This window comes from Microbacterium mitrae (genome assembly GCF_008017445.1).
Classification (GTDB): domain Bacteria; phylum Actinomycetota; class Actinomycetes; order Actinomycetales; family Microbacteriaceae; genus Microbacterium; species Microbacterium mitrae.
The window spans coordinates 1401793-1419166 of record NZ_VRSW01000001.1 but is presented as its reverse complement, the minus strand read 5'-3'; the positions used below and the strand labels follow the sequence as shown (position 1 = coordinate 1419166).

Below are 17374 nucleotides of genomic sequence, written 5' to 3'. Positions count from 1 at the left end.
GCCCGTACAGCGCCAGCGCCGCGCCAGCCGCCGACTAAGCTCAATGCTTATGGCGGCTGGTGCGACAATCTACAACTTCACGGTGCAATTGGCCGACCTTGACCGGTCGGTCTACGAGGAGTTGACGCTGCGGGTTGCGCAGCACCCCTCCGAAACCGACGCGTACATGCTGACGCGCGTGCTCGCATACTGCCTCGAATATGAAGAGGGCATCGACTTTACGTCTGGCATCGCATCGGTGGACGAGCCGGCCATCCTGGTCAAAGACCTCACCGGTCGCGTGCTGGCGTGGATCGAAGTCGGCGCGCCCGACGCATCGCGGTTGCACTTCGGCAGCAAGCTCGCCGACCGCACCACGCTCTACACGCACCGGGATCCGGCAAAGGTCATCACGGCGTGGGCGGGCAAACCCATTCACCAGGCCGACAAGATCATGATCCACAGCTTTGATCGCGGCTTCATTGACGACGCCGTCGCAGGGCTGGAACGCCGCAACACGATGACCGTGTCGGTGACCGAGGGTCAGCTTTATCTCGACCTCAACGGCAACAACTACGCCACCGCAATCCACGAGACCCCAGCCGCGTAACTGGTTCCGCGGGTTGCTGGTTCCGCGGGATCTCGCGGGTTTGCTGGTTCCGTTTCTCCAGGCCAAAAATTGGGCCCCGCTGCGTCGCGCCCCCAGCGCGGCCGCAGCAGGGCCCAATTTTCTCGCCTACTTGAGGGCGATGAGCTCGCCGTCATCGGCGAACATGTTGTCTTTCACCATCAGAAATTCGGCGACGGTGCCCGCCGGAACATCAAACACCACGGGGCCGGCCATGGTGTTGCCGGGGTTGATGCCCAGCGCCCACGTCGCAGCCGAGTCTAGGTAGATCGAGGCCATCGAGTCGGCGTCGTACTGCTTGCCTTCGACATCGACCAGCGTGACGTAACTGTCGAAGAACGTCTCTGACTTGTTGCCGATGTTCTTCACCGACAGGTCAACCTGCAAGAAGACGCCCTGCGCGGTGTGCGAGAGCGGCTCTTCGCCGATCGTTGCGCCGAGTTCGGCTGATCCGGTGACGGTGAATTCAAACTCACCAACCGTGAGAGGGGTGTTAAGGCCCGGAACCTCGGGCTCAGCCGGCGGCGCGGGCTCGGCTGAGGTGGCGTCGTCGGGGGCAGTGCTGGCCTCGGCAGGCTGAGTCGCCGTGATCGGGTCGGAGTCGGCCTCGCTGGTGGTCGGCGCGGAGCACCCGGCGAGCGTGATGGTGAGGGCGACGGCTGCGACTGCTGCGGTGAGTGCGGAACGGTTCATGTGAGATTCCTTTGGTCTGGGATGTGATGTATCCATCTCAGCCAGTCACCCCACAGCCCCAACACGACCGATCGCCCACTCTTGTCGATACGAAAGGTGGGGTCGCCGAGCGACGAAAGGGGGTGAGGCGTCGTCGGTGGCCGGCTCTACCATCAAGACATGACCTTTGCTGACGTGCTGCCTTCGCCCGCGGCGAAGCGCCCATGGTGGCGCGTTCCGCGTGAGGCGCTCGTGCTGATCGCGTGCGCGCTGGCCGTCATGTCGGTGGCGGGCAAGTATTCGACAACGGGTGCCAGCACCGACGACGCGTTTGCGCCCTTCGGCTTCTTCGCGGCATTCCCGATGCTCGCGGTGGTGGCACTGTTGTGGTGGCGTCGGCGATGGCCGGTGCCCGTCACCATGGTGGCGATCATCGCGACGCTCATTTTTCCCACCACCCCGTTCGTCGCGCTGACCGCCCTGGCAACCGCCACCGCCGTCACCGTCGGGCGCACCCGTTGGCTTCTCATCGCCGGAGCCTTTGTGGCGACCGTGGTCTCGCTGCTGTGGGACGTGTTTTCCACGTCATCTCTCCTCGCCGCCTTCGTCGACGACGCGCCTGTTGGTTCCGCAGCCCGCCTCGGGCTGGTGCCGTTTGTTCCGCTGATCGCGGCGCTGCTGGTTCTTCCGTTTGCCGGTGCCGGATTCTTGCGGCAATACCGCAACGAACGGGATGAAGCGCGGGCCGGAACCGCGGCTGCGGCACGCAATGTCGCGGTGCTGCACGATGAGGTCGCCCGCGAGCATGAGCGTCAGGAGATCGCTCGCGAGCTGCACGACACGCTGGCAGCGCGCCTGAGCGCGGTTTCGCTTCACGCCGGGGCTTTTGAATTGGCGGCATCCCAGGCGGGTGATCACGCGCTCGCGGCGGCCCGGCGGGTTCGGGAGGCCGCGCAAGGCTCCCTCGACGAACTGCGCGCGGTGGTCGACGTGCTGAAGAACCCGACGGCGACGCGGCGAGGCACGGGGCTGAGCGATCTGGCCGGGCTGATCGATCGCGTCACCGCCGACGGCGCCGACGTGCGCGCACAGGTGATGGTGACCGACCCCGCATCGTGTGGCGATGACATTTCGCACGCGCTCTATCGCATCCTGCAAGAATCCATTTCAAACGCCCGCCGTCACGCCGGCGGCGCGGCGATCCGCGTTGACGTGCGCGGCGGCCCACAAACCGGCGTCAGTGCCACGATCAGCAACGAGGTTCCGCCCGGCTCTCGCCCCAGCTCCATCGGCGGCGGCAATGGGCTGGTTGGCATGCAGGAGCGCGCGGCCGCGGCGGGCGGCTCATTTCAGGCGGGTCAAACCGTCGACGGAGCGTTTCGGGTAGCCGTCTGGTTGCCGTGGCAGCGTCAGATGCCGCCGATATCATCGAACGGTGACTGACCCGATCCGCGTATTGATTGTGGATGACGACGCGTTTGCGCGATCCGGCATGGAGATGCTGATTTCGAGCGCCCCCGATCTGGTGGTGGTGGCGACGTGCTCGAACGGCGCGCAGGTCGCCGGCGCGATCCGCGAGCAGTACCCCGACGTTGTGCTGTGCGATGTGCGAATGCCCGGGATGGATGGCATCGCCGTCGTCGAGGCGCTGCGTGGCAGCGGGCCCGCGTTCTTGATGATGACGGCGATGGACGACAACGGAACGGTGCTGCGTGCCATCGAGGCGGGCGCCGCGGGTTTCTTACTGAAGGACGATGACCCGATCAGTATCGTCAACGCCGTGCGCAGCGTTGCGGCGGGAGATACCCCCATGTCGGCTCGCTCGGCACGCCATTTGGTGTCGTGGGTGCGAGACGACCCGCAGGCGGCTCGTCGTCGCGATGCACAAGCACGGGTCGAACAGCTCGCGCCGCGCGAACGTGAAATGGCGATTGCGGTGGCAACCGGGGCCTCAGATGCGGAGATCGCGCGCCAGGTGCTGGTGGCTGAAAGCACCGTGAAGTCAACGCTCGCAACGGTGCGGGCGAAGCTGGGCGCACGGACGCGGGTTGACCTTGCGGTGACCGTCGTTCGGGCCGGCCTGGTGTGATTTTCGGCGCAGCCTGGTGTGATTACGGAACGTGCTTCACGAGGGGGCGCACAACTACGGAGCCCCATGGCCGGACATACGGAGATATTGGATGCGAGCCAATCTTGTGACGTAACCTTATCCCCCTAAGGGGAACGACTTTTCACACATAAGGGGGCATCATGGTCGGGCTACGCGAGCGGAAAAAGCGCGCCACAGAACAAGCAATTGAAGGGGCCGCCGTTGACATCGCGTTCAACGAGGGCATCGATGCGGTGACAGTCGACCGGGTTTGTGACATAGCGATGGTGTCTCGCAGCACCTTCTTTAACTACTACACATCCCGCGAGCAGGCGATCTTCGGGCGCCCGCTGGAGTTTGACCGCGAGCGCACCACGCCAATCCTGGAGGAGAACGGCAGCGACCTCGTCGTCGCCGCCGCCGAAATCGTGATCGACGCCGTGCGCGGTGACGCCGATGATCCGATTACCAAGCGCCGCTTGCAACTCTTTTTGCGCGAGCCTGGAACCACGACTCGAATCTCATGGGCAAGCCCGCAGAGCCGTGAGCGGCTGGAAGAGGTGCTCACCGAATGGCTCGATGAGCACCCCGACCTGGCAGCACTCACCGACGGTGACCACGCCACCGAGGCGCGCATGATTGTTGGGCTCGCCGTCGTGCTTGGTGACGAGCTCATGCGACACATTCGCGAATCCAAGGGCGAAATTACGATTGACCCCGAACAATTCCGCGCAGCCGCCGCCCAACTTGCGCAGGTGGCCGCATCAGCGGTGTAACGACGACGCTGTGAGGGTGGTGCCGTGGCGTGCGCGCTACGTGGTTCCGTCGTCGCTCGCGATGCGATGGTTCCGCGCGCTAGCGTAGCGATATGACCACTGCGGCGCCGCGCATTCATGCCAGCGATATCGCGCTGGTGTTCGTCGGCGGCACGATCGGGACCGCCGCGCGGCTCGCCGTCACGCTGTGGCTGGGCGCCGGTGCGGGGCTTGCCGTCGTGAACATTGCCGGCGCGTTCCTGTTGGGGGTGCTGACCGCGGTGCTGACGCGCTCGGCGAGCGAGCGCAATCGACGAGCGAACCTGCTTCTGGGCACGGGTGCGCTCGGCGGATTCACCACCTATTCCGCACTCGCGGTGGCTGGCGCCGACCTTGCGTGGCTCCTCTTCGCAGCGCTGATTGCCCTGGCCGGTGTGATTGCGGCGGCGCTTGGCTTCGCTCTCGGCGGCGGGTTCGGCGGCGCACAGAAGCGGGGCGGGAGCTAGCGACATGGAGATCGGAACCTTTGTTGCCGCCAGCATTGCCGGGGGCGTTGGTGCGGTGTTGCGCTGGGTGGTGGATGTCGTCATCACGCGACGCACGCGGTCGAGCTTTCCGTTGGGGGTCTGGATCGTCAACGTCTCTGGCTCATTCGTGCTGGGAATCGTGGTGGCGCTGCTGGCGGCCGACCCGCTCGGCGCCGTGATTGGGGCGGGGCTACTCGGCGGGTACACCACCTTCTCGACCGTTGCGGTCACGTCTGTCACGCTGACGCGAGCGGGTGAGTGGCGCACCGCCGCCGTGAACGTTGTGGGAACGTTTTCGGCCTGCGTTCTGGCCGCCGCTGTCGGTGTTGCGGCCGGTGGCGCACTTTTCGGCTGAATACTCCGGGAACGCTCCCAGACACGGGGTGAACGCCACGTGGAATACTAAGCATCGACTGTTTTCGTCACCTCTAACGCAAGGCTTCCCGTGTTCAAACTTGCTGTTCTTAGCCTGAAAAACCGCGCGCTCATTGCCCTGATTACCATCGTGGCCGCGATTTTTGGTTCCCTCGCTCTGGTCAACCTCAAACAGGAGCTCATTCCGTCGATTGAGTTTCCTGCGCTGATGGTGATCACGACCTACCCCGGCGCGTCGCCCGAGGTCGTGAATACCGATGTCTCAACGCCCATTGAGTCGGCGATTCAGGCCGTTCCTGGGTTGGAGACCACCACGGCAACGAGCACGACCAACGCCAGCGTTGTGCAGGCATCGTTTGCGTACGGCACCGACCTTGGCACCGCCGAGCAGAAGATGACGCAGGCGATCAACCGCATTTCATCGCAGCTGCCGGAGTCGGTTGACCCGCAGGTGTTGCTGCTGTCGATTGATGACCTCCCCGCCGTGCAACTCGCGGTCTCTGGGGGCGACGCGCAGACGATTCAGACGCGCCTGGAAAACATCGTGGTTCCGGAGCTAGAAAAGATCGACGGCGTGAACCAGGCGTCGATTCTCGGCGCAACTACGCAGCGCATCGTGATTACCCCGGATCAGGCCAAACTCGCCGCCGCCGGGTTCTCACAGCAGGCGATCTCTGACGCGCTCGAGCAAAACGGCGTGCTCTTTCCCGGTGGTTCCGTCACCGAGGGAGACAAGACCCTGACGGTGCAGACCGGAACCAAGGTGACCTCTGTTGACGACATCGCGGCACTGCCGCTGGTCGCGACCAGCGCCGACCAGCTGATGGCGGGTGCGCAGACGATTAACGACGTGGCAACCGTGGAATTGGCCGCGGCGGATGCGACGTCGATTTCTCGCGTCAACGGTGAAGAGGCGCTGACGATCTCGATCACGAAGCTCGGCACGGCGAACACGGTTGAAGTCTCGCGCGCGATCGCCGAACTTCTGCCCGAGCTGGAATCGCAGCTCGATGGCGGCGAAATTACGGTGATCTTCGATCAGGCCCCCTATATTGAGCAGTCGATTGAGGCGCTCGCACAGGAGGGTCTGCTCGGTCTCGGTTTTGCCGTGCTGGTGATTCTGATCTTCTTGCTGTCGTTCCGCGCCACGATTGTGACGGCAATCTCCATCCCCACCAGCGTGCTCATTACGCTGCTGGGTTTGCAGGCGATGGAGTACTCGCTCAACATTCTGACGCTCGGCGCGCTGACCATGGCCATCGGTCGCGTGGTCGATGACTCCATCGTGGTGATTGAGAACATCAAGCGCCACTACGTCGGCGGCGCCGACAAGATGGCATCGATCGTGCTTGCCGTGCGCGAGGTGGCTGGCGCCATCACGGCGTCGACCATCACAACGGTCGCGGTGTTCTTGCCGATCGCGCTGGTGGGCGACATGACCGGTGAGCTGTTCCGTCCGTTCGCGATGACGGTGACCATCGCCATGCTGTCCAGCCTTCTCGTGGCCCTCACCATTGTTCCGGTGCTCGCGTACTGGTTCATGAAGCCGGGCAAGGAGCTTCACGACGCCGACGGCAACGTCATCGACCCGGAGAGCCCCGACGCCCCGCCGTCGCGACTGCAGAAGGCGTATCTGCCGATTCTGAAGTGGACCGTCAAGCATTCGGCGGTCACGCTGATCGTCTCGCTACTGGTGCTGGGCGGCACGCTGTTTTCAGCACAGTTCATGAAGACCAACTTCTTGGGTGACTCCGGCCAAAACACCATGACGGTGCAGCAGGAGATGCCGCCGGCCTCGAGCCTTGCCGTCAAGGATGCCGCCGCTGCTGAAGTTGAGGCGGTGCTGCGCGATATCGAGGGTGTCGAGACGGTGCTTGCCTCCGTCGGCTCCAGTGGTTCCGCTCTGCAGGATGCCTTCAGCGGTGGTTCCGCGGGCGCAACGTTTTCGATCACGCTGTCGGATGACGCCGATATCGAGCAGGTGCGTGCCGACATTCAGTCGCGCACCGCCGAGCTCTCCGACGCCGGAAAGGTGACGATCGCGGCCGCCGCATCGCTCGGCTCGAGTGACATTGCGATCGAGGTGACCGCTCCTGACTCCGCAACGCTGGAGGAGGCGACCGCCGCCGTACAGGAGAAAATGACCGGCCTCGCCAGCGTCGAGCAGGTCACCAGCAACCTGGCCTCCGCGCAGCCGTACATCGCGGTGGAGGTTGACCGCGACAAGGCGGCCGCCGTCGGGCTGAGCGAGGTTGTCGTCGGCGGCATGGTGAATGCCGCGATGCAGCCGCAGAACGCCGGAACCATTGAGATGAACGACACGTCGGTGACGGTGGTTATTGCCGCAGCGAACCCGCCGATGACGATTGCGGAACTCGCCGAAATGCAGATTCCCTCGGCGCTGGGTCTGACGCGTCTGGGCGATATCGCGACGGTCGAACAGACCGATGGGCCGGCATCGATCACGACGCAGAACGGACAGCGCACGGCGACCGTCTCGGTAACCCCGCAGGGCGATGACCTGTCGGCCACCAGCGTCGCGGTAAACGGTGCGCTGGCCGACGTTGAGCTGCCGCAGGGTGCGAGCGCGAGCCTCGGCGGTGTCGTGACCCAGCAGAACGACGCGTTCACGCAGCTGGGCCTGGCGATGCTCGCCGCGATCTTGATCGTCTATGTCGTGATGGTGGCGACATTCAAGTCGCTGCGCCAGCCCCTGCTGCTGCTGATCTCGGTGCCATTTGCCGCCACGGGTGCGATCCTCCTGCAGATCATTTCGCAGGTTCCGCTCGGGGTTCCGTCGTTGATCGGTGTGCTGATGCTGATCGGAATTGTCGTGACAAACGCGATCGTGCTGGTCGACCTGGTCAACCAGTACCGCAACCGTGGGCTGTCGACGTATGACGCGACGATCGCCGGATCATCAATGCGTCTGCGCCCAATTCTGATGACGGCACTCGCCACGATCTTCGCCCTCGTGCCGATGGCGCTGGGTATCACCGGGCACGGCGGGTTTATCAGTCAGCCGCTCGCGATTGTGGTGATCGGCGGCCTGGTGTCATCCACCGTACTGACGCTGATTGTGCTGCCGACGCTGTACAACCTCGTTGAGGGAGCGAAGGAACGTCGCCAGGCCAAGCGGGCTGGCGGGTCTGGGGCTTCTGGTTCGGGAGCTGGGTCTGGGGGTGATGGTGGGCCTGGATCTGGGTCTGCGGGGCCGCGACGAACGGGCAGTATTCCGGTTGTTTCTGATGTTTCTGGCGCTTCTGATTCGGGTGCTTCTGGTGCTTCGGGTTCGGGGGTCGGGGCTGATGGTGACGACGGTAGCGGCGCGGACGGTGCTGACGGCGCGGATGGCGCGTCCGCCGCGCTGACCGGGGCGGATGGAGCTGTGCCGCCAACGCGACGCTCGCGTCGTTCGTAGACCACGTCTTGCGGCGCATCGGGGGAACTCCTCGGTGCGCCGCTCTGGCGTTATGGGGGTTGTATTGAGTCGCCGCGGTGCCGCACTTCAGGGCCTCGAAGATATCTTCCATGAAAGTTCTCTCACATTAGTAGATATGTTCGGTAAATCATGACAACATAAACCCATGACCACCGAACCGCCACCGCCTGAACCTGCTGAAGGTTCCGCCGCTGGCTCCGCACCGGGCCAGGCGCGAGGTGATGGCGGTCGGGGGTCGCATGAAAGTTCTGCGGTCTCGCCGGCCGCGTCGTCCGAGCTCGCGAGCAGCGGCGCTAAAGGCGACGGGTTCGCATTCGCGCTCGAGTCATTGCGCGAAATCCAAGCGGCAAAGTCCGGGCTTGACGCGATGGAGACGGCGCTGTTTGCGGCGGTCTTCGAGTACGCCGATCTGCGTTCGAAGGAGTCGCCGACGCCGATTGCCGAGCGCGACATGATTCTGCGTTCGGCTTGTGCGGAGATCGGTGCGGTGCTGCGACTGAGTGATCGCACGATTCAGCGCCGCATCTCCGAAGCGTACACCGTCTATACCGGCTTTCCGCAGACGTTCGAATCACTGCGCACGGGCGAGATCACGTCGCGTCACGTGCAGGAGATCGTTAAGGCGAGTGATGGGCTTCCTGTCGAGGTCCGTAGCGAGTACGAGGTCGCGGCGCTGGAGCGAGCGGCGATCTCGACTCCCGCACGACTTGCGGCCGTGTTGCCCAGCGTGGCGAATCAGATCCACGCCCGAAGCCTCAGCGAGCGCCACCAAGCCGCCCGCAGACATCGCTCTGTCATCGTGCGCGACGTTGAAGATGGCATGGCCGAACTCGTCGCCCTGCTCCCTGCCGTGCTCGCACATGGCATCCATGACCGCCTCACTGCGATGGCGGTCAGTGTCGAAAAGTCCGACCCTGACGACGAGCGCTGTCGAGATGAGATTCGCGCGGATATCTTCGCGGATATCGCACTCTCCGGCGCCCCGCTGGCGCATGGTGACGCACTTTCTGCGATTCGCGCAAACGTTCAGGTTACGATTCCCGTCACGACACTGGTTGCGGCCTCAAGCTCAGGCGCTGACCTTGTGGGCGTTGGGCCGATGGATGCCGAGACCGCGCGAAGACTTGCGGGTGGGGAGCCTGGCTGGGATCGCGTAATGACGCACCCGGTGTCGGGTGCAGTGCTTGCCGTTGATCGATATCGGCCGGGCGAAGATTTGCGGCGACGATTACGGGTTCGTGATGAGCACTGTCGGTTTCCGGGGTGCCGTCAGCCGGCGCATCGGTGCGACATTGACCACAGCGTCGCCGCGGTCGATGGAGGCAAGACACATCTCGACAATCTGGCTTTGCTTTGCAAGAGTCACCACACGATGAAGCACGCTGCGCGCTGGCAGATTACGCACCGCCCGCATGGAGTGCTCGTGTGGACGAGCCCGGAAGGCAACACCTACGTCGATACGCCAACGCCGGTCCTTCGGTTCTATCCCACGGGTGACGCGGCGAGCGGCGGTGTCGCGCACGAAAACACCAACTCTGAAACCGACGGTCTCGGGAATGGGAGCGCGCGTGGCTCCGTCGGCGGGGATCGCGATGCGGGACTGACTATCCCGCGCAGTTCAACGCCGACCTCTCAAGTGAGGCCCGACCTAACTTCGGATTCGAAGTCACCGACGGATTCGCATTCGCCGACGGATCCGTCCCCGCCTTAACGTTCCGATGCGACTAGCGACTGGATTTTCGGTAGGTTGTCGGCGCCATTCCCAACACCAAGGTGAAATCTCGGGTGAGATGAGCGTGGTCAGCATAGCCGAGCTCGTTGGCAAGCGCCGCGAGGTCGAGGGTTGGATCGCATCGCACTCGATCGGCCGCCTCCTGCAGACGTCGACGCCGAATCATGGCTGCCGGCGGCAAGCCGACGTACCGATGTGCGATGCGTTGTAGCGTCCGGCTCGACACTGCAAGCCGCTCAGCGGCCTCAGCGACTGAATGCGCGAAGTCATCGCCCATGAAGATCTCGGTGAGTCCGTTCGCATGCAGGTCGGCGGCTGGCGGAGATCCGACTCTGGTCAACAACCACGCCGAGAATTTCGCCACCGCGTGGTCTCGCCGAGCTTGATCCGCGGCAACGAGGTTGCTGACAGCGGCGGTAGTGGCGTGGTCATGGTCGAACTCCGGAACCATCGCCGCAGCGATCGCCACGTGCAAATCGGGTGCGTCCATGACGAGCTCGGTATCGACAAGCCCTGCGGGTGCATCAACGAACGCCGCAACCGCTGCGGGGCGCAGCAGCGCACCAACAGCCCACCCATGGCCGCGAAGCTCCCGATGTGATGCGCGAGTCGTCGCGCCCGCCAATGTCACCTGCGTTGGGTCGACCACCAGATTGAGTGCCGGGTACGCGACGATGTCCTGCCGAGACGATTCGTCCGGTGGTAGCTGCCACTGCGGAATCCAGAACCATGTCACCAGATGCGCAACCTCGGGCGGAGGAGCCAACCGATGAAAGGACGGCAGCCGCGACGGATACAGCACTCCGCGAGACGACTCCAACATGCACCCAGCGTAGGCGTCGGAAACCCTGACCCGCAGCAGACATCGGTTGGCAGCCCTGACCCGCGGCAGGCGTCGGGTGGCACCCCCGACCCGCGGCAGGCGTCGGGTGGCAGCTCCGGCCCGCAGTAGGCGTCGGGAGACAGCGGCTCCGGAGCGTGCATCCGCGACCCGACTCCGCAATGCACATCGCGGTACCCCTCCGTGAGCCCGGCCACGCAGTATCCACCATCTCGGCACCCAGCCCGCTTCCCCGGTCCGTCGGTCAACGTGACGCGATTATTCAAGCGCAGGCGCGTCGCAGCGAAGTAGCGTTACCGCATGAGCACTCCCGAAGAACCCACCACCACCCCAGGCGAAGCCCAACCCACCATGGGCGTCACGGGCGTGCACACCACCAACGGCCGTCCCCACGGCGCGAGTTCCCTGACGCCGTTCCTCGCGATCCGCAACGCGCGAGAAGCGATCGCGTTCTACCGCGACGTGTTTGGCGCCCGCATCGTCGATGTCACCGAGTTCGACGGCGTCGTCGTGCACGCCGACCTCGCATTTGATGACGGGCACCTTCAGATCGGCGAGCCGCAGCCCGACTATCACTTGGTTCCGATGTCCGAGGGTGACGATGACTGCTACTCCATGGGAATCTACGTCCCCAACGTAGACGACGTCGTCGACGCGGCCACGGCAGCCGGAGCCACCGTACGCGAAGCGCCGAGCAACTTCGTATCGGGCGACAGATTCGCCAGTATCCGTGACCCGTTCGGTGTGCGCTGGTCGGTCATGAGCCGAGTTGAAGACATCTCAGAGGAGGAGAGTGCCCGTCGCGTCGCCGAATGGGCGGCATCAATGGGCGGCAACGCCTAGCGCCGCAACAGCAAGCGAGCAGCAGAGCGGTCATCGAGCGGCCAGCAAAGCGATCCGCAAAGCGAATGCCTAGCGATCCCCGCCCGAGTACGAAATGCCCCACTGAGCCTGCCAGGCTTCCTCGGGCGCAAGCCAGCGCAAACCCTCCCCAGAATTGAACGCATTCGCCGGCGCCGTCATGGGTTCCACCGCGATCGCCACGGCGCGGTCCGCGTACGGTCGCTGGGTGTAGAGCTGAACAAAGTCGAAGCTCTCGTCTTGCCACAGCGAAACGGTGCGGCCAGCGCCGTCGCGTAGCGTGTGCACGGCGTGCCCTGCCGCATTGCGACGCAGCTCCGTATAGGCGGTATCCAACTCCAATTCGGCCAACGTTTGACCGTCGCGCAGGTCGTTCGCCGCTGTCACGCCCGCGCGTCCGACCGGAACCAGCGCGTCGTCAACCACGAAATACGTGGTTCCACTCGACGTCACCGTGATGTCGTCCGCCGGCGCATCCCCAATCACGAGGTACGGGTGTGTACCGATCGCCACGGGCGCGGCCGCATCGCCCACATTGCGGATCGCGTGCGTCACGACGATGCCATCCGCAACAAGCGCATAGGTCACCGCAGTCTGCAGATGAAACGGATACCCGGTCTGCGGGTAAACATCGGCGCGCAACGTCACCGATTCGGGGCCATCGGCGACGTCATATGCCGTGAATCGCAGCAGTCCGTGGCTCGCATTGCCGCGTGCGGGCTCAGAGATCGCGAGTCGCTGCGTACTTGAGGCGAGTTCCCACTCGCCGTGGCGAACGCGGTTGGGCCACGGAACCATCACAATGCCAGAGGCGGACGGCGCCGGCACGCCGGCAGGGTATGACGGAACCACGTCGACGCCGTCGACGGTGAGGTGGCGCAGGGCTGCGCCGACCTGCGCGATTTGCGCAGTCACTACGCGCCCGTCGCGCTCGGTGCGGAGAAAAATCTGACGACCTGTGGGATCAAGGCTCACAGAATAATCGTAGATCCGGCACGACGTCCTCACCGACCGTGGGTCACAACACCCTCACCGACCGTGGGTCCCGACGCCCCCACCGAGACGCCCCACTGGTTCCGCCCAGCTTCCCGCCTATCGCTGCAGCCATGGGCGCAGCATGCGCGTCACCCACGGAAGCACCCAGTACGCCATGATCGGCGTGAGAACGAGCGTCGAGATCAGCACACGCAGTGGCAGCGGGAATGTCTCGAAGCCGGGAATGAAGCCAAACAGCCACGAGAACAGCAGGTTCATGGGGAAGAAGCCGAGCCAAATGCTGATGGCCTGCTTCCAGCGTGGCGGGGCCGGCGGAATGATCTGCTGAATCGGGCCGGTTGCGGGGTCAGCCAGCGCGAGGCCCAGCGGGGCGTCAAACCATCCCTCGATTCCGGTGCGTCGTTCGGTGCGTACCTCTTTGGCGAACGCGCGGCCGGAGTCAAGCCACCAGTTGCGTTGCGGGGATTCCTCCCAGGCCTCCAGGGTGGAGATGTCGGTGAAGCGGTAGAGCATGTACCAGAGCTCGCTCTCGACGCCAGCGCGAACCCAGCCAGAACCTAAGAACCCGTCGAATCCAGCAGCCAGGTCAACGCCTGCTTGCATCCAACTTGTTGCCTCGATCGTTCGGGTGGGATCGATCTGGCGCTCGATCGCGACGGTAATCGGATCAGCATGTGCCATACGTCTATTCCACACTGCTCAGATGACGGAATGATTACGAAACCCTGCGTCACAGCGCGGTGGTGGCGATTGGCGTGCCTAGGCTGTGCGAATGCGAGCTTCGACGAAGAGCCGAATGAGTGCGGTCGCCCTCGGCGTCGCTGGCGCCAGCGTGGGGCTCTTGCCCTGGTGGATCACCGGGGCGCGGTTGCCGCTGCAGAATCTCTGGGGCACCGACTCGCTCGATATGCCGTTTGCGCTGGTTCCGTTCAGCCAGTATTACGTGCATGCCGTCGCCGCCATGTTCATCGTCGGTGGTGGATTGGCGGGCCTGATCGCGGCGTTCGCTCCGGCGATACGTGCGCGGCGCTGGTGGGTCGTGCTCGGTGGGAGTGCGGTGCAGCTCATCGCCGTTTTGCAGTCCTCCGTTGTCACCCTGCTCGGGCTACGAGGCGACACCGAGTCACAACTGTACTTCGGGGTCATCCTGCTCATGCTGGTGCTCTCGCTCCTCGCGGCCTTCGCCACGTGCGCGCTATGTAGCGTGGCCTCTGGCGCGGAGCTGGCCCGAACCGGTTGGGCGTCGCCGGCGTGGCTGATCGGTGTCGCCATGTTCGCGATCTTTCTCGGCGTCTGGTTGATGCAATGGCCTATGGTGCTTGCGCCGAATGGCGATCATTATGCCTTCGGCATCGTCGTCAGTTGGCTATCGCCGATCCTTGTGGGCCTTGCGATTGTTGCCGTCGGCGTGCACACTATCGGGCGTATCGCCGCCGCGATCGCGGCGCTGTTGCTGCTGTGGATCGTGCCGGCAGCGCTCACCGCAACCGGTGCCGTACTCGGATCGAGAGTCATGCTCAACGACTGGCGGAGCGCCCCCGAGTACGCGCTCATGGTGTTCCGGGAGGCGCTCTTCATGGTCGACTTCTCGCTGCGTGCGGTGATCATCGCCGCTGTGGTGGCCGTGATCGGTCTGGCGTTGCGATACGTATTGCGTGGTCGCGCGGGGCGGTAACCCGGCGCGCCACGATGAGTAGCGCGGCCGTGCGGAACCGCGGGGTGCGGAACCGCGGGGTGTGGAACCAAGTGCACGGGGCCAGGAGGTAGCACCCGCCGACTGCGCCGCCAGCATGGCCCCCGCCAACGGCGCCGCCAGCGCTGGCGCCAGCGCGCCCGCCAGCTGCGCGGTTCCCACCACGCCCGCCAGCTGCGTGGTTCCACGCGCGCTTCTGCGTGGTTCCCGGTGCACGGTTCTCTCTCAGGGGCATGTCCGTTAGACTGGGGTGTCGGCATTGAGGCAACCGCGTCTGCGGAAAGTCTTTTGTGTGAGCCTCAGGGGCCGATGATGTGCACCGATCGGTGTGCTGAACATCACAGGAATGGCCCCGGCCGACGATAGTCCGGGTTACTCGCGTGTGCGCGAGCGCTGTTTTCGTGCGACAACTCAAGGACTACGTAACTTCATGCCGAAGAACCACAAATCGGGCGGCTCACGCGCGCCCAAGAACTTTGACCCGCGCTACTCGGAGCGGAAGAAGTCGACCAAGCAGGGTATCGGCCGCTCGCACCGCGGCTACCAGGCTCCCGCCGAGACGGAAGCGCCCGCAAAGGCGCGCTGGTCGGCCGAAGATCGCGCCGGTCGCGACCACGCACGCGGAGTTCAGGATCGTGCTGCCGGTCGCCCCGCACGCGACGCTTCATCGCGCTTCGACCGCCACGAGCGTGGCGACATGCGCGACCGCGGCGAGCGGAACGACCGCGCTGACCGCAACGACCGTTTCGCTGGTGCTGGCCGCCCGGATCGTGGCGACCGTAACGATCGCTTCGATCGCAATGAGCGTCCGCGTTTCAACCGTGATGACCGTTTCAACCGCGATGACCGCCCCCGTCAGGACCGTGGCGAGCGTGACTTCGGTCGCGGTGGCCGTCCGGCCCGCGATGGCGACCGCCCCCGCTTTGACCGCGAGCGTCCGGTGTTCCGCGACGGCCCGCGTTCGCGATTCCAGAACGATGACCGCGCTCCCCGCGACGGTGAGCGCCGTTTCAACCGTGACGACCGCCCGGCCTATAACCGTGACGACCGCGGTGCAAACGGTCGCGACAGCCGTCCGGCGTTCAACCGCGATGAGCGTGCGCCGCGCGATGGCGAGCGTCGTTTCAACCGTGACGACCGCCCCAGCTACAACCGTGACGACCGCGGTGCCCGCGCGGAGCGCGGCTCGCGCGATGGTGAGCGTCGCTTCGAGCGCAGCGATCGCCCGGCTTTCAACCGCAACGACCGTGCGCCGCGTGACGGCGAGCGTCCGCGCTACGACCGCGCCGAGCGTCCTTCGTTCCGCGACGAGCGTCCGGCTCGTGCCGAGCGCCCCTCGTTCCGCGATGACCGCCCGACTCGTGTCGAGCGTCCTGCTCGCGCAGAGCGTCCGGCACTCAACCGTGACGACCGCCCCCGCGGCGACCGCTCCGACTGGAACAAGAACGACACGAAGAAGTCGTTCGAAGATCACGAAGACGTCGTTCTCGAGCGCCTCGAGGCGCAGGCAGTGTCGGCAGATGACGTCGCCGAAACCACGTTTAGCGCGCTCGGCTTGGGCGACAACATCGTGCGCGCCCTGAGCGAGCTCGGCGCCGCGAGCCCGTTCCCGATTCAGGCTGCAACGATCCCCGACATTCTTGCGGGTCGCGACACCCTGGGCCGTGGCCGCACCGGTTCCGGCAAGACCATCGCCTTCGGCGCACCCCTCGTCGAGGCGCTGCTGCGCTCGCGGGCGGGCATCAAGCGGGAGTTCGGACGCAAGCCGTCTGCCATCATCCTCGCGCCGACTCGCGAACTCGCGCTGCAGATCGACCGCACCGTGCAGCCGATTGCACGAAGCGTCGGACTCTTCACCACGCAGATCTACGGTGGCGTTCCGCAGGGCCGCCAGGTGGGCGCGCTGCAGAAGGGCGTCGACATCATCATCGGTACCCCCGGCCGCATCGAAGACCTCATCCAGCAGCGCAAGCTTGACCTTTCTGAGGTGAAGTTCGCCGTTCTCGACGAGGCTGACCACATGTGCGAACTCGGCTTCCTTGAGCCGGTGCAGCGCATTCTGCGCCAGACGCATGAGGGCAGCCAGAAGCTGCTGTTCTCCGCCACGCTGGACGCGGAGGTCGAGGCACTGGTTAACGAGTTCCTCGTGAACCCGGCGGTATACGAAGTCGCTGGTGAAGACCAAGACTCCGGAACCATTGAGCACCGCGTCTTGGTTGTTGAGCACCGCGAAAAAGCCGACATCCTCACGTCGCTCGTCGACCGCGAGGGCAAGACGTTGGTCTTCACCCGCACCCGTGCCTACGCCGAAATGCTCACCGAGCAGTTCGAAGACGCCGGAATCCCGGCCGTTGCACTGCACGGCGACCTGAACCAGGCCAAGCGCACGCGCAACCTGCAGCGCATGACCTCGGGTCGCGTTGACGTGCTCGTCGCTACCGACGTTGCCGCGCGCGGCATCCACGTCGATGACATTGACCTCGTAGTTCAGGCCGACGCGCCTGACGAGTACAAGACGTACATGCACCGCTCCGGCCGCACCGGTCGTGCGGGCAACAGCGGTCGTGTCGTCACGCTGATCCCGCGTCAGCGTCGCCGCCGCATGACCGAACTCCTCGACCGCGCCGAAATCGAAGCACCCTTCGACGAGGCCCGCGCCGGCGATGACGTGATCGAAGAGATCGCCGGTCGCACGCTGACCCTCGAAGAGATCACCGCGTAATCTGATCAGCGCGTAGTCAATTCGCGCAACGGCCCGTTCAGACTCGTCTGGACGGGCCGTTC

General features: G+C 64.8%; 15 protein-coding genes. 11 read left to right on the top strand and 4 right to left on the bottom strand.

Annotated features, from left to right (window positions below):
- Window positions 1-49: 49 nt before the first annotated feature.
- The gene (locus FVP60_RS06475; RefSeq protein ID WP_147825536.1) at window positions 50-589 is read left to right on the top strand and encodes a YaeQ family protein; all 540 of its coding nucleotides are present in this window, start codon (window positions 50-52) and stop codon (window positions 587-589) included.
- A 126-nt stretch (window positions 590-715) separates the two neighbouring features.
- Here the strand turns inward: FVP60_RS06475 and FVP60_RS06470 are convergent, their stop codons facing one another.
- Complete coding sequence (locus tag FVP60_RS06470) at window positions 716-1300, bottom strand: DUF4352 domain-containing protein (RefSeq protein ID WP_187240582.1); 585 nt, start codon at window positions 1298-1300, stop codon at window positions 716-718.
- 159 nt (window positions 1301-1459) lie between these two features.
- Between FVP60_RS06470 and FVP60_RS06465 the strand changes: the two genes are divergently transcribed.
- The 7 genes from FVP60_RS06465 to FVP60_RS06435 all read left to right on the top strand — a co-directional run bounded on the left by FVP60_RS06465 (window position 1460) and on the right by FVP60_RS06435 (window position 10178).
- Window positions 1460-2722, top strand: a complete 1263-nt coding sequence (locus tag FVP60_RS06465; protein ID WP_147825387.1) for a sensor histidine kinase — start codon at window positions 1460-1462, stop codon at window positions 2720-2722.
- Window positions 2715-3368, top strand: a complete 654-nt coding sequence (locus tag FVP60_RS06460) for a response regulator (RefSeq protein ID WP_147825386.1) — start codon at window positions 2715-2717, stop codon at window positions 3366-3368. Before FVP60_RS06465 ends, FVP60_RS06460 begins: the two co-directional genes overlap by 8 nt.
- A gap of 161 nt (window positions 3369-3529) precedes the next feature.
- Entirely contained in the window at window positions 3530-4144 is a 615-nt protein-coding gene (locus FVP60_RS06455; RefSeq protein ID WP_147825385.1) for a TetR/AcrR family transcriptional regulator, read from the top strand.
- A gap of 92 nt (window positions 4145-4236) precedes the next feature.
- A complete protein-coding gene (locus FVP60_RS06450; RefSeq protein ID WP_147825384.1) occupies window positions 4237-4629 on the top strand; it encodes a CrcB family protein in 393 nt (130 codons plus the stop codon).
- A 4-nt stretch (window positions 4630-4633) separates the two neighbouring features.
- Window positions 4634-5005: a fluoride efflux transporter FluC gene (locus FVP60_RS06445; RefSeq protein WP_147825383.1), complete on the top strand. Its 372-nt coding sequence runs from the start codon at window positions 4634-4636 to the stop codon at window positions 5003-5005.
- A gap of 90 nt (window positions 5006-5095) precedes the next feature.
- A complete protein-coding gene (locus tag FVP60_RS06440) occupies window positions 5096-8446 on the top strand; it encodes an efflux RND transporter permease subunit (RefSeq protein ID WP_147825382.1) in 3351 nt (1116 codons plus the stop codon).
- Window positions 8447-8612: 166 nt separating this feature from the next.
- The gene (locus FVP60_RS06435; RefSeq protein ID WP_147825381.1) at window positions 8613-10178 is read left to right on the top strand and encodes a DUF222 domain-containing protein; all 1566 of its coding nucleotides are present in this window, start codon (window positions 8613-8615) and stop codon (window positions 10176-10178) included.
- Between the two features lie 13 nt (window positions 10179-10191).
- Here FVP60_RS06435 and FVP60_RS06430 read toward each other — a convergent pair whose 3' ends face one another.
- Window positions 10192-11022 carry an AraC family transcriptional regulator gene (locus FVP60_RS06430; RefSeq protein ID WP_147825380.1) on the bottom strand — a complete coding sequence of 277 codons (831 nt, stop codon included), beginning with the start codon at window positions 11020-11022 and terminating at the stop codon, window positions 10192-10194.
- Window positions 11023-11391: 369 nt separating this feature from the next.
- Between FVP60_RS06430 and FVP60_RS06425 the strand changes: the two genes are divergently transcribed.
- Window positions 11392-11883: a VOC family protein gene (locus FVP60_RS06425; RefSeq protein WP_246132507.1), complete on the top strand. Its 492-nt coding sequence runs from the start codon at window positions 11392-11394 to the stop codon at window positions 11881-11883.
- 69 nt (window positions 11884-11952) lie between these two features.
- Here the strand turns inward: FVP60_RS06425 and FVP60_RS06420 are convergent, their stop codons facing one another.
- Both FVP60_RS06420 and FVP60_RS06415 read right to left on the bottom strand, forming a co-directional pair.
- Window positions 11953-12876 carry an aldose 1-epimerase family protein gene (locus FVP60_RS06420; protein ID WP_246132473.1) on the bottom strand — a complete coding sequence of 308 codons (924 nt, stop codon included), beginning with the start codon at window positions 12874-12876 and terminating at the stop codon, window positions 11953-11955.
- 117 nt (window positions 12877-12993) lie between these two features.
- Window positions 12994-13578 carry a putative antibiotic biosynthesis monooxygenase gene (locus FVP60_RS06415; protein WP_147825378.1) on the bottom strand — a complete coding sequence of 195 codons (585 nt, stop codon included), beginning with the start codon at window positions 13576-13578 and terminating at the stop codon, window positions 12994-12996.
- Window positions 13579-13669: 91 nt separating this feature from the next.
- On the opposite strand from FVP60_RS06415, the gene FVP60_RS06410 reads away from it, so the two are divergent.
- Complete coding sequence (locus FVP60_RS06410) at window positions 13670-14572, top strand: hypothetical protein (RefSeq protein ID WP_147825377.1); 903 nt, start codon at window positions 13670-13672, stop codon at window positions 14570-14572.
- Between the two features lie 448 nt (window positions 14573-15020).
- On the top strand, window positions 15021-17312 hold the full coding sequence (locus FVP60_RS06405) for a DEAD/DEAH box helicase (protein WP_147825376.1): 2292 nt from the start codon (window positions 15021-15023) through the stop codon (window positions 17310-17312).
- Window positions 17313-17374: the final 62 nt, after the last annotated feature.